A 25,316-nucleotide genomic window follows, 5' to 3' on the forward strand; every position below is an offset into this window, starting at 1 on the left:
CATGGACAGGGTTCATGCAGAACCCTGTCACAGCCCGTCTGACGCGTGGATGAACGCGCCTGAGTTGACCGCAATTATAGATTGTTATTCTCTGGCCAAGAGTTGAGTTGGAGGAAGCTGTGGTTTCAGTCTTTGGCTTGGTTGTCCTGACGGCAGCGCTATTTGTTGAAGAGCGGATTGCTGAAAACGAGACCAACCTTTTGGAGGTCTGGGACCAGGCCTACCGTGTCGGGCTCGGCGGAGGTCGTTACTTGGACGCGGTTGCCCTGATCGATGCATATCAGCCGACAGAGGACGAGGCCTGGGGGTGGCACCAGCTTCGCGGCACGTTTCGCGCCTATGTCGGCGATGCCGATGGCGCACTGGCTGATTTTGCGCAGTCTCCGGATTACGACGTTGTCGGGCAAAATGGGTCCGACCAGGCTGAGTTGGGGCGGCTGACACCTTCGCCCGCGACCGAAACGCTACGGGAACTGGCGCGCTCACATCGCATTGTGATGATCAATGAGGCGCACGGAAATTCGCGGCAGCGCGCTTTCATGAACGCTTTGCTCCGGGCCTTGCGTGACGATGGGTTTACGCATTTTGCGGCGGAGACGTTTCATAGCGAAACAGCGATCCAAATTACCGCGGACGGTTATCTGGCAAGGAATTCTGGGCACTATATCAATGATCCGGTTTTCGCTGATGCGGTGGAGTTCGCCCACGGCTCCGGAATGGAACTGGTCGCCTATGAAATCACGCGGGCGCAGGACTGTCGTCCGGAATGCGATGGTCGCGGCTACGCTCGCCACCGGGAGAGAATGCAAGCCGAGAACCTGGCTTCAGCGCTCGCGGATGACCCGGATGCGCGCGTTCTCGTGCATGTCGGCATGGGCCATCATTCGGAAAATACGGCGGGTCGGGAGACGGTGTTCATGGGGACGCACCTGGCCGAAATGCTGGGCGAAGATCCTTTGACGATTGACCAACTGCGCGGCGACCCGGTTGCTGGCTGGGCCTCGATGCAGCGGGTGTGGAACGCCATTTCCAATCGTTATCCACTGATCGAGCCGACAGTATTTCGCCGCGCCAATGGCGCGTTGTTCGGTACGCCATTCCTGGATGTAATTGTTTTCCACCCCGATTATGATGACATTCAGAGCCGCCCACACTGGTTTGTCGACCTGCTTGGTCGCGAGGGCGTTCTGTACCTGTTGCCGGCCGAATCCGAGGCAGAGCTGCGCCTGTTGCAGGCCTTTCGGGTCGGGGATGGCCCGGACGCGATCCCGACGGACCAGATACTGATCGAGCCGGGCGCACGGGCCGCAACGCTGATGTTGCCAGAGGGCGAGTTTCGCGTAGTGCTGCAGCGGCTGGGTGAGGACGATCGCGACTTCCACGTGGTCACGATACCCTGAAACGCCGACGCGTGCTCACTCGGCGGCTTCCGGCTCCATTCCCATTCGTTCCAGCAGGACCAGGGCGCTGTCGGCGATGACGGTGCCGGGCGGGAAAACCGCAGCGGCGCCCATCTGGCGCAGGACCGGCTCGTCGTCCGGCGGGATGACGCCGCCGACGATGACCAGAATGTCCTCGCGGCCCTGTTCGGACAGGGCATTGCGCAGCTCCGGGACGAGGGTGAGGTGCCCGGCGGCGAGCGAGGAGGCGGCCGCCGCGTGGACCTTCTCCGAGACGGCGAGGGCAGCGGCTTCTTCCGGTGTCTGGAAGAGCGGGCCGACGACAACCTCCCAGCCCAGATCGGCATAGGCGGAAGCGACGACCTTCTGACCGCGGTCATGGCCGTCCTGGCCCAGCTTGGCGATCAGGATTTTCGGTTTTTCGCCAAAGCGCGCTTCGAAGGCTTCGGCGAGGGAGCGGGCTTTCTTCACCCGGTCATCATCCCCGGCGACCTCGCCATAGACGCCCTTGACCGTCTTGATCTTGGCGACGTGGCGATTGAAGGCGGTTTCCATGGCGTCGGAGATTTCGCCAACCGTGGCCTTGGCCCGGGCTGCATCGACCGAGAGAGCGAGCAGATTGCCGTCGCCGGAGCGCGCCGCTTCGGCGAGGGCGTCCAGCGCGGTTTTCAGCCCCTTCGGATCCCGCTCCGCGCGCAGCCGCTCCAGCTTCTCGATCTGCTGCTTGCGGACGAGATAATTGTCGACCTTGAGGACAGGCACATCCTCTTCTTCATCGAGGCGGAATTTATTGACCCCGGTGATGGTCTGGCGGCCGCTGTCGATCATGGCCTGGGTGCGGGCGGCGGCTTCCTCGATGCGCAGCTTGGGAATGCCGGCCTCGATGGCCTTGGCCATCCCGCCAAGTTCGTCGACCTCGGCGATATGGTCCAGCGCCTTGGCGGCGAGGTCATGGGTGAGGCGTTCGATATAGTGGCTGCCGCCCCAGGGATCGATGGCGTCGCAAAGATGCGCCTCTCCGGCCAGCAGGAGCTGGGTGTTGCGGGCGATACGGGCCGAGAAATCGGTCGGCAGGGCGAGGGCTTCATCGAGGGAATTGGTGTGCAGGGACTGGGTGTGCCCGTCCACCGCCGCGATGGCCTCCAGGGCCGTGCGGCCGACATTGTTGAACACGTCCTGGGCGGCCAGCGACCAGCCGGAGGTCTGGCAATGGGTACGCAGGCAGATCGACTTGTCGGACTTCGGGTTGAAGCGCTCTTTCACGAGCTTGGCCCACAGGAGGCGCGCGGCCCGCAGCTTGGCGATCTCCATGAAGACATTCATGCCGATGCCGAAGAAGAAGGAGAGCCGGGGCGCGAAGCTATCGACGTCGAGGCCGGCATCCATCCCGGTCTGGATGTATTCCAGCCCGTCAGCGATCGTATAGGCCAGCTCCAGATCCGCCGGAGCGCCCGCCTCCTGCATGTGATAGCCGGAGATCGAGATCGAATTGAAGCGCGGCATGTGCTGCGAGGTATACTCGAAAATGTCCGAAATGATCCGCATCGAGGGCGCCGGCGGATAGATATAGGTGTTGCGGACCATGAACTCCTTGAGGATGTCGTTCTGGATTGTCCCCGAGAGTCGTTCCGGCTGTACGCCCTGTTCTTCGGCCGCGACGATGTAGAGCGCCATGATCGGCAGGACGGCGCCATTCATCGTCATTGAGACCGACATCTGGTCCAGCGGAATGCCGTCAAACAGGGTGCGGGTGTCGTAGATCGAGTCGATGGCCACGCCGGCCATGCCGACATCCCCGGCGACACGCGGATGGTCACTGTCATAGCCCCGGTGCGTGGCCAGGTCGAAGGCAACCGAGAGGCCTTTCTGCCCGGCCGCCAGATTGCGGCGATAGAAGGCGTTGGAATCCTCGGCCGTGGAGAAACCGGCATACTGCCGGATCGTCCAGGGACGCTGGCCATACATGGTGGGGTAGGGGCCGCGCACAAAGGGCGGGGCGCCGGGCACGCTGCCCAGGAAATCGATGTCGTGGCTGTCCTCGGCCCGGTATTGCGACTGGACTGGGATGCCCTCGGCGGGCGTCCAGGGTTCGCGGGAGCCGGCGCCGGGGCTGCGGGCGTCGCCCAGCTCGATGGTGGTGAAATCCGGTGCTGTCGCGTCGGTCGGACGGGTCATTGGGCGGCCTCCTTCGCGGACTCGAAGCCGGCGGCGAAACGCGTCGCGGTCAGCGCCTCCTCCGCCGCATCGAGGTCGGGCCACTCGCCCTCTGTTTCCACCGGTCTCGGATCGGGATCCTTGTATTGCGTGACGCCGAGAATGGGCGTCTGGCCGCTTTCGATGCGGGTGAGATAGGCGGCGCGCGATGTGGCGATCTCGCCTTGCAGCCAGCCCGACGCAAAGGCCTCGACCAGTCCGCCTCGGTGCTCGATCTCCTGGAAGAGCGCCCAGGCCTTGTTGGCGAGCGCATCGGACAGGGTTTCGTGCAGATAGGAGCCAGCCGCGGGGTCGGTGACCTTTCCGAGATGGCTCTCCTCGGCCAGCAGGATGTGGAGATTGCGGGCGACGCGGCGCGCGAAGCGGGTCGGGCGACCAATGGCATCGGTCATGGGGCGGACCGTGATCGCATCGGCGCCGCCGGCGGCGGCGGCAAAGCCGGCGCAGGCATTGCGGATCAGATTGGTCCAGGCATCGCTCGCTGACAGCATGCGCCCGGCCGTGGTGGCGTGCAGTGTCAGGCGACGGGCCTCTCCCGTAGCCCCGAAGCTCTCGGCGATGCGGGCAAAGATGCGACGGGCGGCGCGCAGCTTGGCGATGGTCAGATGGATATCGGCATCCGCTGCCATCCGGGCCTCAATTGCACGGGCGGCGGAATTGGCATCCAGACCGGTTTCCATCATCAGCCGCATATAGGTCACGGCGGAGGCGGCCATGATCGCCAATTCCTGGGCCTCGCTGGCCCCGGCCTCGAACATGTGAGCGGATTCGCAGCGGAAGATTTTCAGATTGGGAAAGGCGGCCTGGGCCAGTTCGGTCAGTTCTGCAGCCTTCGGAAAGCATTGATCGTCCAGCGCGATGCCTTGGCGTGCCGCCCGCTCCACCGGGTGTAAACCAAGCCCGCCACTGACCGCTTCGCCGTCGATGCGGCGTCGGGCGAAGAGTGTGAGCAAGAGATGGGCGTGATGGCCCTGACCGCCGACACTGTCCAGATGGATCGGGGCCAGGGTGAGATCGACCCCCTTGAGCGCCGCGTCCAGCAGATCGATTTCATTGGCTTTGAGACCGTGCGCGCCGCTCGGGTCGAGTCGGAGCTCGATCTCGGAAACGCCACCCATCAGGTCATCAAGTGCGGCCACATTGGCCGTCTCGGGCGTGGCCTCGACGAGGGTCTGTCGGATGCCCCAGGGCAAGAAGAGGTCGCGCGGTGTCGAATCGACCGCATGCGCCGCGTCTGGCCGATTGAAGAAAACCGGACCGCGCTCGATGCCGTCGACCGTCGAGCGCCCCAGTGTCTCCGCGAAATCCGCGCCGCGCAGGGCCTTCTCGGCCAGAGAGGCCCAGCTGTCGGGCGATTGCGACGGGAAATCCCCGGCGAGGCTGCGGATAGAGTCGGTCATGCCCGAATGTCCTCGATCATCTCGTTATCGTTCTGCGGCGGAGAAAATGCGCGCACAGTCCGCGCGTCAAGTGGCCGCCTGAAGCGTGGACAGTGCACAGTGCAATCCTCACGCCCCCATCTTGCCACAGACTGGAGAGCCAGCGAGGAGATAACCCATGTCCCAGACCAGTCCGACCCTTCAACTACCTCTCGTCCAACCGGCCCAGGCGCAAAAACATGTCACCGTGAATGAGGCGCTGCTGCGCCTGGATGCACTGGTCCGGACCGTTGTGGAAAGTCGTACACTGGCGGCGCAACCGGCCGAGCCGGGAGAGGGCGCCAGCTGGTTGATTCCGGCGGGCGCGAGCGGCGACGACTGGTCAGGTTTTGGTGCCGGCGATATCGCCGTGTTTCGCGATGGCAGCTGGCAGGCCTACAGCCCGCAGGACGGTTGGCAGGTCCATGTCCGGGATGAGGCCTGCGATGTGCACTGGGACGAGCTCGGATCGCGCTGGCGGGCGGCGCCGACCGAGCAGCGCCTTGCCGAGGGCGTGACCGGTGGCGCCATTCTGGCCTGGCTGGGCGATGAGGTGGTCGAAGGCCTGACCGGAAGCAGCGTTGACTCGACAATCGTCATACCCGCCCGGTCTGTGGTGTTCGGCGTCTCGGTTCGCACCCGCGAGGCGATCACGGGGGCCTCGTCCTTTGACTGCGGCATTGCCGGAGACGCCAGCAAGTTTGGCGGCTCGCTCGGCGTGGCCGCCGGGGCGAGCAATATCGGCGTCATCGGTCCGACGGCCATTTATGCGGATACCCCGATTGTCCTCACCGCCAATGGCGGTGACTTCACCGGGGGAAGCGTCGCCATCGCCATTCATGCCTGGTGCCCGGTCGCGCCGGACGCCTAGCCCGGGATCGACGCTGTCACTGCAGCCATGAGCTGGTTGAGCTCTGCCTGGGTGGCCTCGGTCATGCCATGTCCATTGATCGGCACCAGGCGGAAATCGGCATGCGGGCACGCTAGTGCCAGATCGAAGGCGACACGGGCCGGGCAGATCATGTCGTAGCGTGAGTGGAGGATGCCCATCGGGATGTCGGCGAGTCGGCTTGCCTGGTCAAAAATCTGGTTCGGCTCGAGAAAGCAGGCATGGCTGAAATAATGGGCCTCGATGAGCGAATGCGCCGCGACGAAGTCCCGGCCCCGCGCGCTCAGGCCGGCGCGTACGGTCTCGGCCGGATTGTCGAGATAGGACATCCGATCCTCATACTCGGTCCAGCGATACAGCGCTGAGCGGCGCAGGGTTTCCAGCGGGGTCGCCGGGTTTTCAAGATCGGCGAGATGCGGCATGCCAGCCGCGATCTCGGCCTTCATCGCGTCGATATTCCAGCGCGCGATCGCTGCATGGTCGTCTCGCAGGGCAGTCGGGACCGGGGCGATGAAATCGGCGAAGGCATCGGGGAAAAAGCGGCGCGCTCCGTCCGGCCCGTGCCACCAGCTCAATTCGTCCGGCCGCGCGGTGAAAACCGCTTCCACCACCAAGGCACTGACGGCCTCAGGATGGGTCTGGGCGTAGACAAGGGCGAGGGTGGAACCCCAGGACGGCCCGAACACCATCCAGCGCGCGATACCGAGATGGGCGCGCAAGGCCTCGATGTCGGTGACCAGGTCCTGGGTGGTATTGCCAACCAGCGAAAGGTGAGGTGTTGAGCGCCCTGCGCCGCGCTGATCGAACAGGACAAGATTGTACACCGCTGGATCGAACATGCGCCGGAATTTGGCGGAGACACCCGAGCCCGGTCCGCCATGCAGGAAAACCAGCGGAATACCGTCAGGATTGCCGCAGCATTCCCAATGCAATTCATGCCCGTCACCGACCGTAAGCCGGCCCTCTCGCCAAGCCGCCTGTTCGGCAAAGAAGGCGCTCATCGGGCCGGTGCCGAGATCAGACTGCCGGTTTCTGCGGTGATTCCCGCCGGGCCTAGCGGCAGGTCTGCGGGTTCGGTTTCCGCGTGATGGACGAGTGACCGGCCCTGATAGCTGATCTGGATTGTCCAGGCGCAACGGCCTGTGGGGCTGGTATCAATTGCGGTGTGCTCGGCGGAGAATTCATGAAGCAGGACGTCGGGGCCGTCGGCAAGCGGGCTGTATTCGAGCGTCAGGCCGGATGTCGCGTGGTGTTGCTCGATTCTGGCGCGGGCCTCACCCAGATCAAGCGGGCATGCCTGCCGGTCCGCCATGCGTTCGGTCATGTGAAGAATGCTGTAGACGACAGCATCGTCGGCGGGCGCGACTTCGGCGGTGGTCTGCGCGCCGACAATACCGGCCGCTGCGGACATGGCGACCGCAAGGGCGCCGCCGGCCCTGATCCAGTCCGATTGGAAAACTCGCACGTCGTCCCCCGTCTTCCCCAGTGCGCCGGCCCAGTGCGCCGGATGGTGCCAGCGCGACCTGTTGCTAAAGCCAATAACAGACCGGGCCGTGACCACAAGTCCTGTCCCCGAAGGGGTGTCGTTCAAGGCGCTGTCGGAAAATGGTGCCGCTAGAGTGAATTGAACACTCGACCTCTCCCTTACCAAGGGAACGCTCTACCCCTGAGCTATAGCGGCGCCGGGTCGCCTTTCGGCGAGCGAGAGCCGGGCATATAACGCAAGCCCGTCGCCACGCCAAGAGTGTCTTGACGTGATGTGCAGCGTTCGACATGACCAATTGCATGAACACGCCCACAGATCCCCCCGCCAAGCCGCCACGCAAGAAACGCGTCCAACCCGCGCCGAACAGCCGGGAAGCGCGCCTGGCCGAGGCGCTGCGTGCCAATCTGCGCCGTCGCAAGGTGGCCGCCCGGAAGCCGGAGGACGCGGTGGCGGAAAATGACAGCGCGGCTGCACAAAACGCCTCAGAAAAGTCCACCGACCCGTCATAATGCCGCCCGGATCGGATACTGGGATGGCGATCTGTTTTCGTCATGCCAAGCGCATCAGGGTTTTAAGGAGGTCTCATGGACCGGATTGTCATTCAGGGCGGCGCGCGTCTTGAAGGTCGAATCGATATCAGCGGCGCCAAGAACTCGGCGCTGAAACTGATGGCGGCCGCGCTGCTGACGGATGAACCGCTCGTCCTGACCCGGATGCCGCGGCTCGCCGACAGCCGCTTCCTCGGGCATCTGCTGGAAAAGCTGGGCGTCGAGATTTGCGAAGCGGAGCCGGCTCAGCTGCGTCTGCATGCGGCGTCCATCGGCGATACCTATGCCCCCTATGACCTGGTCCGGAAAATGCGCGCCAGCTTCAATGTGCTGGGGCCGCTGGTGGCGCGTGAGGGCCATGCCCGCGTCTCCTTGCCGGGCGGTTGTGCCATTGGCGCTCGACCCGTGGACCTGCATCTCAAGGCGCTCAAGGCGCTGGGGGCGGAGATCGAGATTGCCGAGGGCTATGTCACCGCGAAGGCGCCATCCGGTGGTCTGGTCGGCGCGGAAATTGATTTGCCCTTTGCCTCGGTCGGCGCAACCGAACATGCCATGCTCGCGGCCGCCCTGGCGCGTGGCGAGACTGTCATCGAGAATGCCGCGCGTGAGCCGGAGATCGTTGACCTAGCCGATTGCCTGACGGCGATGGGCGCTACTATCGAAGGCGCGGGGACCTCGACCATTCGCATCCAGGGTCAAGCGCGCCTGTCCGGTGTAACCCACAAGGTCGTGGCCGACCGGATCGAGACAGCCACCTACGCGTTGGCGGTCGCCGCGGCCGGCGGCGATACGGTGCTGGAAGGCGCGGTGCTCGCCCACAACAAGGCGCTTTGGTCGTCCATGCACGAGGCGGGCGTGACGGTCGAGGCGGTGGATGATGGCGTGCGCGTCGCCCGCAATGGCAGCCGACTGGACAGCGTCGATATCGAAACCCAGCCCTTCCCGGGCTTTCCGACCGACGCCCAGGCGCAATTCATGGCGCTGATGGCGCTGGCCAACGGGTCCTCGGTCATTCGCGAGACGATCTTCGAAAACCGTTTCATGCATGCGCCGGAACTCGCGCGCCTGGGCGCCGACATTACGGTGCATGGCAATGAAGCGGTCGTGCGCGGGGTCGAGCGCCTGCGTGGTGCGCCGGTCATGGCGACGGATTTGCGGGCTTCAGTCAGCCTAGTCATTGCCGGTCTTGCCGCCGAGGGCGAAACCGTGGTCAACCGGGTCTATCATCTCGATCGGGGCTTTGAACGGCTTGAGGCAAAGCTTTCGGGCTGTGGCGCCCGCATCGAACGCTTGCCCGACGGGGCCTGAGACAGGACGACGGATGATGGTTTCTCCCTTGCGACTGACTGCGCTGGACGCGCAGGACTTGCAGGCGGTCTCTGCCGCGCTCCAGGATGCGGTCGCCCTGTTGGGAGATTTCGCCTATTCGCGCCGCGAGCGTGCTTTCACGATGGCCTTCAACCGGTTTTGCTGGGAAGCGGGGCGGCGTGACCGCCGGGTGCGGAGCGGGGTCCAGATCGGTCAGGTTACAGCGGCGCGCTCGGCCAATATCCGCCAGGGCGCCGGGGATGCTGTGGTCAATCTCCTCTCCATGCACTTCGAACCGGGCGAAATGCCGTCCGGACAGGTGATTTGCACATTTTCCGGTGGCGGCGAGCTGCGCCTTGATGTCGAATGCCTGGATGTGGTCCTGGTCGACCTGTCCCGCCCCTGGCGGGCATCGGCCCGACCGGAACATGCCCTCGACACGGATGTCGATGCAGCCGACGGAGAGACACCCGCGCCATGAGCGAATCCGGAGACAGGATTGTCAGTATCGACCTCGACGGTGCCAGCATGGGGCCGGGCGACGTCAATGCGGATCACGAGCGCCGCGTCGCGATCGCGGATCTGCTGGAGGGCAATCGTTTCCGGCCGGATGGCGAGGCTGATGGCCCCTATGCGCTGCGACTGGCGATCGAGCATGACCGACTGGTCTTTGATGTCCGCCAGGAAGACGACACGCCTGTGCGCGGCTTTGTCTTTGCGCTGGGGCCGCTGCGCCGGATCATCAAGGATTATTTCCTGATCTGCGAAAGCTATTACGAGGCTGTTCGCGATGCGCCGCTGGAGCGGATCGAGGCCATCGATATGGCGCGGCGCGGCGTGCACAATGAGGGGTCGACCCTGCTGCGTGAGCGCCTGACCGGCAAGATTGATGTCGATTTCGACACGGCGAGGCGTCTTTTCACGCTGATCTGTGCCCTGCACCGGCGGGCCGCATCATGAGCCTGCCTTCGGTGCTCTTTGTCTGCGGCCGCAATGCAATTCGCTCGCCCATGGGCGAGGCGCTCTGGCGCCTGCGTTTCGGGAGCGACGCGACCGCGCGCTCCTGCGGTGTGATACCGGCGGCTTTCGTCGACCCTTTCATGGTCTCGGTCATGCTGGAAAAGAAGGTCGATCTGGAAGATTTCTCTCCCATTGCCCTGAATGGTGTCGGTGAGCCTCCGGCCGACCTGATTGTGTCGCTTTCCACCGCCGCTGACCGCATGGCCAAGGAGTATGCCGCGCGGACCGGGGCCGAGTTCCAGGCCTGGCCGATTCCCGATCCCAGCGAGACTGGCGGCAATCGCGACATGAAGATTGCGGCCTATCGTGAAACCCGTGATGCCATCGCTGCGCGGGTCGCGCAGTGGGAACCCACCCCAAAAAGCGCCTGACGTCTCGACTTTTGCTGGCGAGAGGGAGTATACAGCGCGCTCCGGTGCGCCGCTCGCTCGGCGAGTCGGACGTTACACCCCAATTTTTGTGCCTGCACAGGGCCGGAAACGAGGAGCCGCATGGCGAAAGAAGAGTTGTTGGAGTTCCCGGGCGAAGTCACGGAACTGCTTCCGAATGCGACCTTCCGGGTCAAACTCGAGAATGAACATGAAATCATTGCCCATACGGCGGGCAAGATGCGCAAGAACCGTATCCGCGTTCTCGCCGGCGACAAGGTGCTGGTCGAGATGACGCCCTATGATCTGACCAAGGGCCGGATCACCTATCGCTTCAAGTAAGTATGAGGGCCGGCGTGGTGACGCGATGACGCTTGCCGACACGGCACATCCCCGCCCGCGCCTCATCCTGGCCAGTGCCTCGCCCCGACGCTTCGACTTGTTGAGCGGGGCGGGACTGACCCCTGACGCGGTCGAACCCACTCACATCGACGAGCACGAAATCCCCGGCGAGCTGCCCGGGCCTCTGGCCCTGCGCCTGGCGCAGGAAAAGGCCATGGCTCATCCCGGTGCCGAGGATGCCTATGTGCTGGCCGCCGACACGGTGGTCGGCGTTGGACGTCGCATCTTGCCCAAGACCGAGGATGAGGCCGAGGCACGGCACTGTCTGGCCTTGCTGTCAGGACGCAATCACCGGGTTTTCACCGGGATCGCGGCGCGGGCACCTGATGGCCGTTTCGCGGCGCGGGTGGTCGAGACACGGGTCAAGTTCAAGCGCTTGTCCGAGCCGGAAATCGCGGCTTATCTCGCCTCCGGCGAATGGCAGGGCAAGGCCGGCGGTTACGCCATCCAGGGCCGGGCCGGCTGTTTCGTCATCAATCTGATCGGCTCCTTCACCGGTGTGGTGGGGTTGCCGCTTTACGAAACCGCCAACATGCTGACAGGGCTGGGCTATCCGGTCACCGCACGCATGGGCGAGGCAGAGACGTCATGAATCGTCAGGTCCTGATCGAGGAAAATATCGGTGAGACCCGCGCGGCGGTGGCCGAAAACGGCCGCATTGTCGAGCTGCACCTTGAACGCTGGTCGGAAGCCGGGCAGCGCGCGATCGAGGGCGAGGTTTTCCGCGGCCGGGTCAAACGCGTCGAGCCGGCGCTCAATGCCGCCTTTGTCGATCTGGGCGTCGGCGAAGAGGGCTTCCTGCCCTTTGGCAAGTCCGGTCGTCCCAAGGGCCTGCACGAAGGCGCCGCGATCGGTGTCCGGGTGGCGCGTGAGGCCTATGCCGAGAAGGGCCCCAATCTGGGGCTGGTCGAGGTCGAGCCCGGTGACGCGCCTGAATGCCTTGAGCCGGCCGAGATCATTGCCCAGCGCTTGGTCCGCGTGTTCGGCGATGCCGAAGCGGTGTGGGCGGACGAGACCGATCATGATCTCGCTGCGGCCTTTGATGAAGCTCTGGTGCCACAGGTCGCGATCCCGGGCGGTGGTTCGCTCTATATCGAGACCACGCGGGCGATGACGACGTTTGATGTCGATGCTGATGGCCGCAAGGGCCAGGGCAATGCCGCCCAGCTCGCCGTCCAGCTGAATAATTCAGCCGCCAAGGAAGCGGCCCGCCAGGCCCGTATGCGCGGGATTGGCGGCCTGCTGGCGATCGATTTCGTGCACATGCGTGGCCAGCCGGACCGCAAGGCGGTCGAACAAACCCTGCGCGGCGCTTTCCGCCGTGATCGCGCCAAGGTCGATGTCGCCCCGCTCTCGCAATTTTGCATTGGCGAGGTTGCCCGTCAGCGCCGCGGGCGCACCCTGTCGGAAATCATGCTGGAAGCCGATGGCCGTCTCACCATCGAGACGGCTGCGCTGGCCGCCCTGCGACGCCTGGAAGGCGAGGCCCGTCATGACCGGTCGCGCAAGCTGCGCTTGGCCGTCCCGAGCGAGGTGTTTGCCTGGCTCGACGGCGATGCCATCGCCTGGCGCGCCGCTCTGGCGGACCGGATCGGTCCGCGTTTCGAACTGGTTGAACAGGCTGATCTTGAGCGCGATGAGTGCCGCGTATCGCGCGCCTGATCCGCGTCCTGCCAATCCGCTCCCGCAAAGGAGACACAAGATGAAATGTCCGATTTGCCGCCAGCCGGCTGACCCCGCGTTCAAACCCTTCTGTTCCAAGCGCTGCGCGGATGTCGATCTGGGCAAATGGGTCAGCGGTGCCTACGCCATTCCCGGCGAGCCCGCCGACGTCGCCGAGGACAATCCCGCCAGCGAAGAAGATCAGTAGGGGCACGCGCGGGGCCATGGTGCGATGGTGACTGCCACCGGTTGTGATTTTGCTGAAAAGGGCGATGGACACGCATCCATGCCCGACCTATAAACCGCGCTCTCGATTGACTGCCGCGGCAGTTGTTCGACACGGTGCCCGGGTAGCTCAGGGGTAGAGCAGCGGATTGAAAATCCGCGTGTCGGTGGTTCAATTCCGCCCCCGGGCACCATTTTTTCTGTCATTCCACTCGCGACCTTGGCAGTCAGGCAGCTGATCGGGCTGCTCTCGTGATGTCGTCCAGTGTCACGGGCAAGAGCGGGCATGGTAGCGGGCGATCGGTCCCGATGACCGCGCCAGTGAATATTTCGTAGCCAGCATCAAGCCCGAAATTCAGCTCGCCCAGTGTATCGACCTGGGTGAGGGCGCCCCGTTTGGATTTTCGGCTTATCGAGACAGCCTGTTCGGCGAGTTTCCGCGCAATGTGATCAGGCAGGCCGGCCCGGGCCCATTCCCGCTCAAGCGAGGTCGAGTAGATTGCGATCGAGCAATTGTCGAAACGGTCAAGCTGGATTGTACCGGGCGGAATCTTGGCCAGGAGGTTGGACCCGAAAATGCGCATGGACCTGAATAATTCTTCCATCTGACCGATTGGCGCGCCGTCCGGAATATTGTCGATCCTTAGGTAAAAATACTTGCGGGCCCGCTGTGGTACCTTCTGAAGGATAGAGAAATAGCGGATGCGGTCCTGGGTGCCGATGACTGTTTCATACTGCACCGGTATGACCACCGCACACTTCCGTCCGGCCGCAGATTGCTTGAGAAACCCACGTTGTGCAGTGACCGCAACAGCATGATCCATACTGTGCAGGATGGCTCGATCGCGATTGCCGAGCAAAGTCTGCAAGCCGTAAAGCGTGTCACCCTTATGGATCCGGCGTGGCAGGCAGAAGCTTGCCGTGAGGTGATTGAACTTCACGTCCCAGCAGGGCTTGAAGATGATGTCATCCCAGATCGGCTCGGGCACCTCAAACGCCAGGCTGTCGAAGGTTTTGATTTCACCGGTCGCGTCGATAATGGCGCCGACTGTCACATGACTGGACTGGGCAATGGACCCCTCTTTGCTCGCGGCCGCTGCTGGTCTTTCCTCCAGCCGACGGTCACGCGCGATGACTTCATTGGGGGATGAGGTCCCGGACCTGAATGCTTGCCAGCCGGATTTTTCGCCCTCCGTCTGTGCAGGCTCTGCAGTGTCGACGGCCGATTCCCGTGACGGCTCGGTCGAATCCTGCAGGTCACTTCGCTTAAGAAAATCGCTAAGTTCAGTCGCATCAAGCCTTGTCGTTTTGGCGAGAATGTCGAGATTTCGCAGAATGCGATCACCAAGGAAAAAGCGGTTCACGCTCTCCGCCAGGGACGCGGTTTGGGCCACCGCGGCGTCTCCAGTCAGATCCGCATAGACAAGTATAAACCCCCCACGGCACCGCAGGAGGACGTCACCCGGCCCCAGCCGCTTTTCCAGGTGGTTGGCAGCTGCGCTGTAGATTTTCTTGCGGATGCTGATCCACCGCTCGCCCACCTCGTCCTTGACCATGTCAAGGTTGATCCATTGGAAATGGCCGATATCCACGCCGCCCTTCTCAGCGAGGGCGCGCTTGATTTTCTGGAGAACATCTTCGTTCATCGTGCCAACCTGCAAAACACGCGGAGCATGCCAATCTATTGCGCGATCGATTAAAGGCAGATTGTTGTGTTCGGGCGAGAGCGGCCCTTTGTTGTTCTGGATGCATCATATAGTTGAAATTTTTGGGTGATATTCTCCGAATATCTTATGCAATGTGTGGTTGGACGCGGCGCGCTCCTCGATCACACCAATTCCTTCAGTTTCTCTGCGCTGAAATCTTCCAGCTCGTCGAAGCGGCCATCGCGGACCTTGGCGGCCCATTCCGGGTCGGAGATGAGGGCGCGGCCGACGGCGACGAGATCGAACTCGTTGCGTTCAAGGCGTTCGATCAGTCCGTCGAGTGACGAGGCGGGTGAATTCTCGCCCATGAAGGCGCCGATGAAGTCCGAGTTCAGACCGACCGAGCCGACCGTGATGGCCGGCTTGCCGGTGAGTTTCTGGGTCCAGCCGGCGAGGTTGAGGTCGGAGCCCTCGAATTCCGGGATCCAGAAACGGCGGGTCGAGGCGTGGAAGATGTCGACGCCGGCGTCCGAAAGCGGGCCGAGGAATTCGCCCAGTGCGTCCGGCGTTTCCGCGAGGCGGGCATTATAGTCCTGCTGCTTCCACTGCGAGTAGCGCAGGATGAGCGGCAGGTCGGCGGGGATTTCCGCGCGGACGGCCTTGACGATTTCCTGGACGATGGTGGTGCGCTCGACCAGCCCGCCGCCGAAACGGTCATCGCGCTGGTTCATGCCTTCCCAGAAGAATTGATCGAGCAGATAGCCGTGGGCACCGTGCAGCTCGATGGCGTCAAAGCCGATTTCGGCCGCCGCCTTGGCGGCCTTGGCGAAAGCGGAGATCGTGTCGGCAATATCCTCGGCGCTCATGGCTTCGCCGACCTGTTTGCCACCGGGGACGATGCCGGACGGGCTATCAGACTTGGCCTCCGGGTGCGGGCCAGTGCCCGGCTTGCGCGCCAGGCCGACATGCCAGAGCTGCGGGGCGATCTTGCCGCCGGCGGCGTGGACAGCCTCCACGACGCGCGCCCAACCGGCCAGTGAGTCCGGCTGATGAAAATTCGGTATGGCCGGATCGAAGCTGGCGCCCGGACGATCAACCGTCGTGCCTTCCGTGATGATGAGCCCGACCGCGTTCTCGGCCCGGCGGCGATAATAATCGACGACCGGCTGACCGGGCACGCCGGCCGGGCTTTTCGACCGCGTCATCGGCGCCATGACGATCCGGTTGGGCAGGGTGAGCGAGCCCAGGGAGAAGGGGCGGAAAAGAGCGTCAGTGGCAGACATGCGGTGATCCTCGCGATATGAACTGCGCCATCAGTTAGGGAAGTTCGCGACAAAATCGACCCTTCGGTATGTATTTCATCCATGCATTTTGCGGCGGTGCAGCGTGATCCGGCACGCAGGCGAGGCCGAATGCACAGGCTAGGCGCAGTCCGGTCGGCTCGGTACAAAGCTGCATGGCGTCACCCTCCCCACCCGATTCCCGGCCTTTCAATGCCCGTCTGGTGGCGCAAGTCTGCGAAGAGCGGGGCTGGGAGTTTGTCGATCTGGATGATGGCGCGGGCTATCTCTTTGCCGTCGAGCATGACGGGCGCCGTGTCCTGTCGGGCAGTGGCGCCATCTGTGCCTATCCGACCAATCCGGCCAGTGGCTACACGATCGCCCGCGACAAGGCCTTCACCCACGCCGCGCTGGAAGCGGTTGGGCTGGCCAGCATTCCCACCGACCTGGTCTTCCTGGAGAGTGCGCGGCGTCACCTTCGGGCGCCAGGTCGGGAGGGCGAGGACCTGCTGGCGCGTGCGGATCGGCTGGATTTCCCGCTCTTCGTCAAACCCAATCGTGGCGCGCATGGGGATTTTGCTGAGAGGGTCGCCGATCATGTCGCGCTGGCCGACTATCTCGAGCGCGCCGCGCGGCGGCACGACCAGATTGTCGTGCAGCCGGTTGTCGATGCGCCGGAATACCGGGTCCTGGTCGTCGGTGGCCAGGCGCGCTTCCAGTACCGAAAGGCCGAGGGCGGGCTGGCCGGAGCGGCGGGTGAGACCTGGCAGGCCGTGTTCGAGCGGTTGAATGCGGACCTGGCGCGCGAGGCGCTGAGCCCGGTGCCTCGGAGCCATTTTGACGGCGCACTCGAACGCGCCGGCCTGCGCGCGCAGGCGATATCGGACGAGGGCGCGTGGCTCGAACTGCCCGGTCGGCGCAATCTGGCGACGGGCGGTCATCCTGTTGATTTCACCGAGCAGGTGGAGGCCGATCTGGCCCGCCTCGCCATCGCCGCGACCGAAGCGCTCGGTCTGGACGTTGCCGGAGTCGATCTTTTCCGGCCTGAAGGCGGTGCGCCGCTCATGCTCGAGGTCAATGCCAATCCAAGCTTTGCGTCGCTGGAGGCGCTCGGCGAGGCGGCGCTCGCCCGGCAGATCTGGGCCGACATCTTTGCCCGTGCCCTGAGCGTTGCGCCATGAAGCGAACCACGCTGGACCTGCCGCGTTTCGGGGCCGGTACCGGTCTGACCCGCACGGCGCGTCTGGCCGGACGCCTGGGTCTGGATCTGCCCGCCTTGGGCCGGCGCTCGGTCGTGATCACCGGCAGCAATGGCAAGGGCAGCACGGCCAGCCTGCTAACGGCGCTGTTGTGTGAGGCCGGCGAGAGTGTCGGGACATTTACCTCCCCGCACCTCTTTGCTTTCAATGAGCGTTTCTGCCTCAACGGTGTTCCGGTCGAGGATGCGCCATTGGTGGCGGCCGAGGCCCGTGTGGCTGCCGCGATAGAGGCCGATCGTGCTGATCACCCCGAGGAGCAGTTCGGCGAGTTCGAAGCCTGGTTTGTGACCGCGCTTTGTCTCTTCGACGGAGCAGGCTGCACCCGGCTCGTGATCGAGGCGGGAATTGGCGGGCGTTATGATCCCTGTCGGCTCTTGCAGGCGCCGGTGACAGCGATCGTCAGCCTTGATCTTGAACACACAGCCCTGCTGGGCGAAACGCGGGCGGCGATTGCGCTGGACAAGCTGGACGCGGCGCCGCCCGGCGCGCAGGTCTTCCTGGGCCAAGGCTTCGGTGATGTGCGTGCTGAGCTGGAGGGCGCCTGTGCGTCGGACGGGCGCACGCTGGTCGAGGCCCTGGCCGACTATGCGCCAATGCGGCGCGACGACTCTCTGTCCGGCCATCGGATATCAACGCATCATGCGCGCCTGGGTGCCCTCGATCTGAGCCTGACACTGCACGGGCCCCGCCAAGCCGATAATGCGCTGCTGGCTTTGGAACTGGCCCGGGCCGTGCGGCCCGATATCGCGGACGAAGCCTGGCCAGGCCTCGCCACCTTTGCCCTAGCCCGGGCGCGGTGTGCGGGACGGCTGGAAGTCCTGCCCGGTGAGCCACCGATTCTGATCGATGTTGGCCACACCCCGGCCGCTGTCGAGGCGGCGATTGCGGCCGCCGGTGAGATGCTTGATCTCCACAAGGCCCTGCTTTTGCTGGGCATGTCGGCGAGCAAGGATGTTGACGGCATGCTGTCGCGCATTCTGCCGCTTTTTGCACGCGTCATTGTCGGGGCTGGCCATAACGGCGTCGCGCCGCACGCGCTGGCCGAGCGTGTCAGCGTCCTGCGGCCGGAAATCGAGATTCTGGCGGTTTGCGAGGATGCGGGGGCAACGCTGAACGCTGCGCGCCGCCTTTGCCGGGCCGATGATGTCCTCGTCGGACTGGGTGGATTGTTTTGGGCTGGAGCCCTGCGCGCGCAGGCGCTCGGCCGTGCAGGGGACGGGCCTGACTTCCGCTGACCGGGCGACACGCGCCACTTGCGCCAAAAAGAAAACGGTGTTCACTTTTCGGGTCGGCCGAAGATGCGGTACGGAGGAAGCATGTCCGATCACGATCTTGATGTCCTGATAGTCGGGGCTGGCCTGTCCGGTATTGGCGCGGCCTATCACCTGCAGACGCGCTGTCCCGGCCGCAGCTATGCCATTCTCGAGGCACGTGATGCGATCGGCGGGACCTGGGACTTGTTTCGCTATCCCGGTATCCGATCGGATAGCGACATGTACACATTCGGCTATGCCTTCCGTCCCTGGACCGGCGGCAAAGCCTTCGCGGATGGGCCGTCGATCCGCCAATATGTGCGCGATACGGCCAGCGAGAACGGGATCGACCGCCATATCCATTTTGGTCACACGGTGGTCTCGGCCAATTGGGACAGCGCCACGGCGCGTTGGCAGGTCACGGCGAAGGATGCAAACGGGGCAGAGCAGGTTTTCACCGCGCGCTTCGTCATGCTGTGTTCCGGCTATTACCGCTATTCGCAAGGCTATCTGCCGGAATTCGCCGGCTATGAGGACTTCAAGGGCGCGATCGCGCATCCCCAGCACTGGGACAGCGAACTGGATTATGCCGGCAAGAAAGTGGTGATCATCGGCTCCGGCGCGACCGCGGTGACCCTGGTTCCCGCCATGGCCGAGACCGCGGGCCACGTGACGATGCTGCAGCGCTCACCGACCTATATCGCCGCGCGCCCCTCCCGCGATGCGATCGCGGAGACCCTGCGCAAGGCCTTGCCCGCGAAGCTCGCCTACCTTCTGGCGCGGATCAAGAATATCGGCCTGGCCATCTATGTTTACCAGCTCTCCCAGCGCTGGCCGGGCTTTGTGAAGAAGGCGGTGATCAAGGCGGTGAAGGACGAGCTGGGCGAGGGCTTCGACGTCGAGAAGCATTTCACGCCCAGTTACAACCCCTGGGACCAGCGTTTCTGCCTGGCGCCGGATGGCGACTTTTTCCAGGCGCTGAAATCGGGCAAGGCGGACATCGTCACTGACCAGATCGAGCGCTTCACCGAGACCGGCATCCAGCTGGCCTCAGGCGAGCATATCGAGGCGGACATCATCGTCCCGGCGACCGGTCTGGAAATGCAGCTGGCCGGTGCAGCGCAAATCTCGCTCGATGGTGAGGGGGTCGACCCGGCTGACCTCTATACCTATCGCGGCATGATGCTGGGCGAGGTGCCCAATCTGGCGCTGGCGTTCGGCTATACCAATGCGTCCTGGACGCTGAAAGTGGATCTGACCTGCGAACGCGTTTGCCGCATGCTCAACCATATGAAAAAGACCGGCACCGATATCGCGGTGCCGCAAGTGCCGGATGATATCACGCCGGAACCCTTGTTGAATTTCTCGTCCGGCTACGTCCAGCGCGCCATCGCGCACCTGCCCAAACAGGGCGATCGCGCGCCCTGGAAGACCTATCAGAACTATGTCCAGGACATGCTCACCATCCGCTTCGGAAAGCTCGAGGATGGTTACATGAACTTCTCGCGGGCACCGGATCCGGTTTCCGATGAAGCCATGAAGGCGGCGGCGGAATGAGCGGGCGTTTTGGGTATGCCGGGCGCACGGCCCTGGTCACCGGTGCAGCGAGCGGGATTGGCGCGGCGCTGGCGGCGGAACTTGCGGCACGCGGGGCGCATCTCATCCTTGCCGATATCAATGCCGAAGGCCTGGAGGCGGTGGCCGAGCCCCTGCGCCAGTCGGGTCATGCTGTCGCAACGCATGTCGTGGATATGGCGGATGCGGCGGCCATCACGGGGCTCGCCAAAGCCGTCGAAGCGGCCGGTGAACCCATCCATCTCCTGATCAATAATGCCGGTATTGCACTGGGCGGGCTGTTCGAGGAGGTCGACATGGCCGATTTCGAACGCCTTCTCGACATCAATCTCTACGGCGTCATCCGAATGACCCGCGCTTTCCTGCCTCGCCTGCGGGCGGTTGACGAGGCGCATATCGTCAATGTTTCCAGTATTTTCGGGATTGTCGCGCCGGCGGGACAGGCGGCCTATTCGACGGCCAAGTTCGGAGTGAAGGGGTTTTCCAATGCCTTGCGCCACGAGCTCGCCGGGTCTTCGATCAGCGTGACCACGGTCCATCCCGGCGGTGTCTCCACCAATATCGCCGCCAGTGCCAAACCCCCGCCGGGTGCGAGCGAGGCCGAGATTGCCGCCGCCAAGAAGCAGACCCAGCGCTTGCTGGTCATGCCACCGGCCGAGGCTGCTCGCATCATTCTGGACGGGGTGGCGCGCAGGAAACCGCGCATCTTCGTTGGTCGGGACGCCCATACCATGATGTGGCTCGAGCGCCTGTTTCCGACCCGCTACTGGTCTCTCATGCAATCCATGGTCGGCGCGCGCCGGTCCGGTTCCAAGGCGCCGTCAAAGGGGTAGTTCATGCTCACCATCATCCTGTCCATCATTGGCGGCATTATGTTGCTTCTTCTTGTCGGTCTTCTCGTGGCCTGGCGCTTTTCGCACGCGGTCGCGGCCAAGGCGTCCGCCGCGATCCCGCCGAAAGGGCATTTCACCGAGGTCGACGGCGGACGGCTGCACTGGGTCGAAAAGGGTGAGGGCAAGCCGGTCGTGATGATCCACGGCCTTGCCGGAAATCTGCATAATTTCTCCTATGCGATGATGGATCGACTGGCCGAGGCCGGTTACCGCGCCATTGCTATCGACCGCCCCGGATGTGGCTGGTCCGAGCGTGACAGTGATGAGCAGGCGCGCATTCCCGAACAGGCCCGGATGATCGCTGAAATGCTGGCCAAGGAGGGTATCGAAAAGCCGCTCCTGGTTGGCCATTCTCTGGGCGGCGCGGTGTCGCTGGCTCTGGCGCTGAACCATGCCGATCAGGTTGGCGGGCTGGCCCTGGTCTCGGCCCTCATCACGGCACCGCAAACCCCGTCCGAGGCCTTTGCCGGCATCAATGTCGCCAATCCGGGCACGCGCCGCTTCATCGCCGAGACGCTGGCCATCCCGATGTCGATCCGAAATGGCGCCAAGACGCTGGCCATTGTCTTCGGACCGGATGCCGCGCCGGAGGATTTCCGCTTCAGGGGCGGTGGCCTGCTGTCGCTGCGTCCGAACGCATTCTACGCGGCCGCAACCGACATGCATGCTGTGGGTATCGACATGGGTGGCATCACTGCGCGCCTGGCAGACATCTCGGTACCGGTCGGCCTGTTCTACGGCATGGAGGACCGCATCCTCTCGGCGCCGGAGCAGATCGCGGCCCTGACCGCGGCGCTGCCCGACGCGGATGTCGAGACGATGGGCGCGCGCGGTCACATGCCGCTGGTCATTGAGCCGGAGCGCCTGCAGATCTTCATCGAGCGCATGGCCGGACGCGTCAGCTAGGCCCCTCGACCCTCACTCCACCACAGCCAACAAATCCTTGGCATCAACCTGGGTGCCCGCACCGACAGGCAGCCTTTTCACTGTGCCGGCTTGCGGCGCGGTGATCGAGGTTTCCATCTTCATCGCTTCCAGGGTCATCAGGAGTTCGCCCGCCTTGACGGCCTCGCCTTCCTTCGCGGCGATCGTGGCAATCAGGCCGGGCATGGGGGCGGGGATATGCGCCGCATTGGCCATGTCGGCCTTTTCGTTTGCGACCACGGTTGAGGCGACCGACTTGTCATCGACGCGGACCACACGCGGCTGACCATTGAGCTCAAAGAAGACTTCCCGCTCGCCATGGTCATTCGGCTCGCCGGTCGCCATCAGGCGGATATTGAGCGCCTTGCCCGGATCGATATCGACCGAGATCTCCTCGCCCGGCTCCATGCCATAGAAGAAGACCGGCGTGGGCAGTCGGTCGACCCGTCCGAATTCGCGGCGGTGGTCCTCGTAATTGGCGAAGACCTTGGGATACATGATGGCCGAGCAGAGGTCATTGTCATTCACCTCGCGCTCGCCATGCCCCTTGATGGTTTGGCGCACAGCGTCGAAATCGACCGGGTCCAGATGTTTGCCGGGACGTTCCGTACTGGGTTTTTCACCCTTGAGCGCCTTGGCCTGCAGGGCCGGGGGCCAGCCGCCCGGCGGTTGACCCAGATCGCCGCGCAGGAGGCCGATCACGCTGTCCGGGAAATTGATCTCGGTCGCCGGATCCAGCACATCCTCGGGCGTCAGGCCGGAGGAGACCATGTAGAGCGCCATGTCACCGACGACCTTGGAGGAGGGCGTTACCTTGACGATATCGCCGAACATCATGTTCACGGCGGCATACATCTTGGCGACGTCATGCCAGCGCTCGGCCAGCCCCATTGAGCGCGCCTGTTCCTTGAGATTCGTGAACTGACCGCCCGGCATTTCGTGCAGATAGACCTCGGATGCGCCGGCCCGCAGGTCGGGCTCGAAGGCGGCGTATTGTGTGCGCACATCCTCCCAATAGTCCGAGAAGCGGCGGATCACCGCCGGGTCGATCCCGCTGTCGCGCGGCGTGTCGCCCAGGGCGGTGACGATGGAGCCGAGATTGGGCTGGGAAGTGAGGCCGGAGAAGCTGTCCATCGCCGCATCGACCGCATCAGCCCCCGCCTCACAGGCGGCAAGGACGGTCGCCGCGGCAATGCCGGACGTGTCATGCGTGTGATAATGGATCGGCAGGCCGGTCTCGTCTTTCAGCGCTTTCACGAGCGTGCGGATCTGGGCTGGACGGCACAGGCCGGCCATGTCCTTGATGCCGATGATGTGGGCGCCGGCGGATTTCAGTTCGCGGGCCAGGCCGAGATAATAGTCGAGCTGGTATTTCGGCCGGTCGGCATGACCCAGATCGCCAGTATAGCAGATCGCCGCCTCGCACAGCCGGTCGGTCTTGAGCACCGACTCCATCGCCACTTTCATGTTCTCCGCCCAGTTGAGACTGTCGAAGACACGGAAGACATCGATCCCGGTCTCGGCCGCCTGGCGGACAAAGAGGTCGACCGCATTGTCCGGGTAGTTGGTGTAGCCCACCGCGTTGGAAGCGCGCAGCAGCATCTGGAGCATGACATTGGGCATGCGCTGGCGCAGATCGGCGAGACGGTCCCAGCTGTCCTCTTTCAGGAAGCGCAGGGCGACGTCGAAGGTCGCGCCGCCCCAGCACTCGACCGAGAAGAGCCGGGAGAGATGTTCGGCATAGGCTTCCGACACGGTGACCATGTCGTGCGAGCGCATGCGGGTTGCCAGCAGGGACTGGTGACCATCGCGCATCGTGGTGTCGGTGATCAGCACGCGCTCCTGGGCCAGCATCCAGTCGCGAAAGCCTTCGGGGCCGAGCCGATCGAGCAATTGCTTGGTGCCGTCCGGCGCCTTGCCGGTGCTCGCCGGGGGTACCGGGATGGCGGCATGGTCCGGCGGGGATGGGCGTCCGGCGACTTCGGGATTCCCGTTGACCGAGACGTCGGCGATGAAGCCGAGCAGGCGCGTGGCCCGGTCGCGGCGCTTGGGAAAGTCAAACAGGGCTGGCGTCGTGTCGATGAAGCGGGTGGTGATGTCGCCGGAGACGAAGTCCGGGTGATTGATGACGTTTTCCAGGAAGGCGATATTGGTCGAGACGCCGCGGATGCGAAACTCGCGCAAGGCCCGGTCCATCCGACGCACGGCTTCTTCCGGCGTGGCGGCCCAGGCTGTGACCTTCTCCAGCAGACTGTCGAAATAGCGGGTGATCACGGCACCGGAATAGGCGGTGCCGCCATCCAGCCGGATGCCGAAACCGGTGGCGCCGCGATAGGCGGTGATGCGGCCATAATCCGGGGTGAAGTTGTTCTGCGGGTCTTCCGTGGTGACGCGGCATTGCAGGGCGTGACCATGCAGGGTGATCTTTGATTGTTCGGGAACGCCGGTTTCGCTCTCCACCCCGATATGGCCACCACGGGCGATCTGTATCTGGGCCCTCACAATGTCGATGCCGGTGACTTCCTCGGTCACGGTATGCTCGACCTGGACGCGCGGATTGACCTCGATGAAGTAGAATTTCCCGGTCTCGGCATCGAGCAGGAATTCCACTGTCCCGGCGCCGCAATAGCCGGCATGGCGCACCAGGCGCAGGGCGGCGTCGCAGATGGCGGAGCGGGTGTCTTCGGCCATGTCTGGCGCCGGCGCGCGTTCGACAACTTTCTGATTGCGCCTCTGGACCGTGCAGTCGCGCTCGTAGAGGTGGACGAGATTGCCATGACTGTCGCCGAGGATCTGGACCTCGATATGACGCGCCTTGCGGATCAATTTCTCCAGATAGACCTCGCCATTGCCGAAGGCGGCTTCGGCCTCGCGCCGTCCGGCCCTGGCCTGGTCGTGCAGCTGGTCAGCATCCTCGATCACCCGCATGCCGCGTCCGCCGCCGCCCCAGCTGGCCTTCAGCATGAGCGGATAGCCGACCTCGCCAGCCAACTTCGCCCAGTCGTCTTCGCCGTCGGGCAGGGGGCCGGTCGCCGGCACGACCGGGACATCGGCCTCGACCGCCATATTGCGGGCGGCGACCTTGTTGCCCAGGGATTTCATGACCTCGGGGGAGGGACCGACAAAGGTCAGCCCGGCCGCGGCACAGGCTTCGGCGAAGTCGGGATTTTCCGACAGGAAGCCATAGCCGGGATGGATCAGCGTCGCGCCGCACTTTTTGGCGATCGCGATGATCCCGTCGATATCGAGATAGGCTTTCACCGGACCGAGGCCGGCCCCCACCCGATAGCTCTCATCCGCCTTGAACCGGTGCAGCGCCAGCTTGTCCTCTTCCGCATAGACCGCGACCGTGCGCAGGCCGAGCTCGGTGGCGGCCCGCATGATGCGGATGGCGATTTCACTGCGATTGGCGACGAGGATTTTTTCGGTGGGCACGCGGCGTCTCCCGTTCAGGTCAGGGGTGGCGCGCGCCGGTCAGCGCGCTGGTAACGTTACCATTCAATCCGTTTCGCGCGGGTGATGGAAGCGAAATGTTGCACTGCGAAA

The 25,316-nt window shown here is 64.0% G+C and carries 23 protein-coding genes and 2 tRNA genes; 17 read left to right on the forward strand and 8 right to left on the reverse strand.

The annotated features are described in order from the left end of the window. The first annotated feature begins 107 nt into the window (after positions 1–107). Entirely contained in the window at positions 108–1,400 is a 1,293-nt protein-coding gene (locus Q0X62_RS09545) for a hypothetical protein (RefSeq protein WP_297734653.1), read from the forward strand. A 15-nt stretch (positions 1,401–1,415) separates the two neighbouring features. On the opposite strand, the gene scpA is transcribed toward Q0X62_RS09545, so the two are convergent. Both scpA and Q0X62_RS09555 read right to left on the reverse strand, forming a co-directional pair. After that, positions 1,416–3,575 carry a methylmalonyl-CoA mutase gene (gene scpA / locus Q0X62_RS09550; protein ID WP_297734656.1) on the reverse strand — a complete coding sequence of 720 codons (2,160 nt, stop codon included), beginning with the start codon at positions 3,573–3,575 and terminating at the stop codon, positions 1,416–1,418. Next, positions 3,572–5,014, reverse strand: coding sequence for a methylmalonyl-CoA mutase family protein (locus Q0X62_RS09555; protein ID WP_297734659.1), 1,443 nt, complete (start codon positions 5,012–5,014; stop codon positions 3,572–3,574). The genes scpA and Q0X62_RS09555 overlap by 4 nt, the downstream gene beginning before the upstream one ends. 157 nt (positions 5,015–5,171) lie before the next feature. Here Q0X62_RS09555 and Q0X62_RS09560 point away from each other — a divergent pair, with 157 nt between their 5' ends. Continuing rightward, on the forward strand, positions 5,172–5,903 hold the full coding sequence (locus Q0X62_RS09560) for a DUF2793 domain-containing protein (protein ID WP_297734661.1): 732 nt from the start codon (positions 5,172–5,174) through the stop codon (positions 5,901–5,903). Here the strand turns inward: Q0X62_RS09560 and pip are convergent. From pip to Q0X62_RS09575, 3 genes are all read right to left on the reverse strand, one after another. After that, positions 5,900–6,922: a prolyl aminopeptidase gene (gene pip / locus Q0X62_RS09565; protein WP_297734663.1), complete on the reverse strand. Its 1,023-nt coding sequence runs from the start codon at positions 6,920–6,922 to the stop codon at positions 5,900–5,902. The two genes, Q0X62_RS09560 and pip, sit on opposite strands and share 4 nt — an antisense overlap. Further along, a complete protein-coding gene (locus Q0X62_RS09570) occupies positions 6,919–7,386 on the reverse strand; it encodes a hypothetical protein (RefSeq protein WP_297734665.1) in 468 nt (155 codons plus the stop codon). The genes pip and Q0X62_RS09570 overlap by 4 nt, the downstream gene beginning before the upstream one ends. Positions 7,387–7,527: 141 nt before the next feature. Further along, a tRNA-Thr gene (locus Q0X62_RS09575) sits at positions 7,528–7,602 on the reverse strand. Positions 7,603–7,706: 104 nt separating this feature from the next. Here Q0X62_RS09575 and Q0X62_RS09580 point away from each other — a divergent pair. The 10 genes from Q0X62_RS09580 to Q0X62_RS09625 all read left to right on the forward strand — a co-directional run bounded on the left by Q0X62_RS09580 (position 7,707) and on the right by Q0X62_RS09625 (position 13,134). Further along, on the forward strand, positions 7,707–7,916 hold the full coding sequence (locus Q0X62_RS09580) for a hypothetical protein (protein ID WP_297734667.1): 210 nt from the start codon (positions 7,707–7,709) through the stop codon (positions 7,914–7,916). A gap of 75 nt (positions 7,917–7,991) precedes the next feature. Further along, on the forward strand, positions 7,992–9,263 hold the full coding sequence (murA, locus tag Q0X62_RS09585; RefSeq protein WP_297734669.1) for a UDP-N-acetylglucosamine 1-carboxyvinyltransferase: 1,272 nt from the start codon (positions 7,992–7,994) through the stop codon (positions 9,261–9,263). Between the two features lie 13 nt (positions 9,264–9,276). Further along, positions 9,277–9,744, forward strand: a complete 468-nt coding sequence (locus Q0X62_RS09590) for a DUF2948 family protein (RefSeq protein WP_297734671.1) — start codon at positions 9,277–9,279, stop codon at positions 9,742–9,744. After that, positions 9,741–10,223, forward strand: a complete 483-nt coding sequence (locus tag Q0X62_RS09595) for a UPF0262 family protein (RefSeq protein ID WP_297734673.1) — start codon at positions 9,741–9,743, stop codon at positions 10,221–10,223. Before Q0X62_RS09590 ends, Q0X62_RS09595 begins: the two co-directional genes overlap by 4 nt. Further along, positions 10,220–10,654, forward strand: a complete 435-nt coding sequence (locus tag Q0X62_RS09600) for a low molecular weight phosphatase family protein (protein ID WP_297734675.1) — start codon at positions 10,220–10,222, stop codon at positions 10,652–10,654. Before Q0X62_RS09595 ends, Q0X62_RS09600 begins: the two co-directional genes overlap by 4 nt. A 120-nt stretch (positions 10,655–10,774) precedes the next feature. Continuing rightward, positions 10,775–10,993, forward strand: coding sequence for a translation initiation factor IF-1 (gene infA, locus Q0X62_RS09605; protein ID WP_011643070.1), 219 nt, complete (start codon positions 10,775–10,777; stop codon positions 10,991–10,993). 25 nt (positions 10,994–11,018) lie between these two features. Continuing rightward, complete coding sequence (locus tag Q0X62_RS09610) at positions 11,019–11,645, forward strand: Maf family nucleotide pyrophosphatase (RefSeq protein WP_297734678.1); 627 nt, start codon at positions 11,019–11,021, stop codon at positions 11,643–11,645. Next, the gene (locus Q0X62_RS09615; RefSeq protein ID WP_297734680.1) at positions 11,642–12,715 is read left to right on the forward strand and encodes a ribonuclease E/G; all 1,074 of its coding nucleotides are present in this window, start codon (positions 11,642–11,644) and stop codon (positions 12,713–12,715) included. The genes Q0X62_RS09610 and Q0X62_RS09615 overlap by 4 nt, the downstream gene beginning before the upstream one ends. A gap of 40 nt (positions 12,716–12,755) precedes the next feature. Next, positions 12,756–12,923, forward strand: a complete 168-nt coding sequence (gene yacG / locus Q0X62_RS09620; RefSeq protein ID WP_297734682.1) for a DNA gyrase inhibitor YacG — start codon at positions 12,756–12,758, stop codon at positions 12,921–12,923. Between the two features lie 136 nt (positions 12,924–13,059). After that, positions 13,060–13,134 (forward strand) — tRNA-Phe (locus Q0X62_RS09625). A gap of 33 nt (positions 13,135–13,167) precedes the next feature. Here the strand turns inward: Q0X62_RS09625 and Q0X62_RS09630 are convergent. Both Q0X62_RS09630 and Q0X62_RS09635 read right to left on the reverse strand, forming a co-directional pair. Then, positions 13,168–14,586, reverse strand: coding sequence for a hypothetical protein (locus Q0X62_RS09630; RefSeq protein WP_297734684.1), 1,419 nt, complete (start codon positions 14,584–14,586; stop codon positions 13,168–13,170). Positions 14,587–14,768: 182 nt separating this feature from the next. Continuing rightward, positions 14,769–15,869 (reverse strand): NADH:flavin oxidoreductase, encoded by a 1,101-nt coding sequence (locus Q0X62_RS09635; RefSeq protein WP_297734685.1) that lies wholly within the window; start codon positions 15,867–15,869, stop codon positions 14,769–14,771. A gap of 173 nt (positions 15,870–16,042) precedes the next feature. Here Q0X62_RS09635 and Q0X62_RS09640 point away from each other — a divergent pair, with 173 nt between their 5' ends. The 5 genes from Q0X62_RS09640 (at position 16,043) to Q0X62_RS09660 (ending at position 21,752) form a co-directional block, all read left to right on the forward strand. Next, positions 16,043–17,047, forward strand: a complete 1,005-nt coding sequence (locus Q0X62_RS09640) for a hypothetical protein (protein ID WP_297734687.1) — start codon at positions 16,043–16,045, stop codon at positions 17,045–17,047. Continuing rightward, a complete protein-coding gene (locus Q0X62_RS09645; RefSeq protein WP_297734689.1) occupies positions 17,044–18,360 on the forward strand; it encodes a cyanophycin synthetase in 1,317 nt (438 codons plus the stop codon). Before Q0X62_RS09640 ends, Q0X62_RS09645 begins: the two co-directional genes overlap by 4 nt. 81 nt (positions 18,361–18,441) lie before the next feature. Next, positions 18,442–19,935 (forward strand): NAD(P)/FAD-dependent oxidoreductase, encoded by a 1,494-nt coding sequence (locus Q0X62_RS09650; protein ID WP_297734691.1) that lies wholly within the window; start codon positions 18,442–18,444, stop codon positions 19,933–19,935. Next, entirely contained in the window at positions 19,932–20,786 is an 855-nt protein-coding gene (locus Q0X62_RS09655) for an SDR family oxidoreductase (protein WP_297734693.1), read from the forward strand. The genes Q0X62_RS09650 and Q0X62_RS09655 overlap by 4 nt, the downstream gene beginning before the upstream one ends. A gap of 3 nt (positions 20,787–20,789) precedes the next feature. Continuing rightward, on the forward strand, positions 20,790–21,752 hold the full coding sequence (locus Q0X62_RS09660) for an alpha/beta hydrolase (RefSeq protein WP_297734696.1): 963 nt from the start codon (positions 20,790–20,792) through the stop codon (positions 21,750–21,752). Between the two features lie 12 nt (positions 21,753–21,764). On the opposite strand, the gene Q0X62_RS09665 is transcribed toward Q0X62_RS09660, so the two are convergent. After that, positions 21,765–25,205: a pyruvate carboxylase gene (locus tag Q0X62_RS09665; protein ID WP_297734699.1), complete on the reverse strand. Its 3,441-nt coding sequence runs from the start codon at positions 25,203–25,205 to the stop codon at positions 21,765–21,767. Positions 25,206–25,316 lie beyond the last annotated feature (111 nt).

Origin of the sequence: uncultured Maricaulis sp. (genome assembly GCF_947259345.1) — a bacterium.
In the GTDB taxonomy this organism is placed as follows: Bacteria; Pseudomonadota; Alphaproteobacteria; order Caulobacterales; family Maricaulaceae; genus Maricaulis.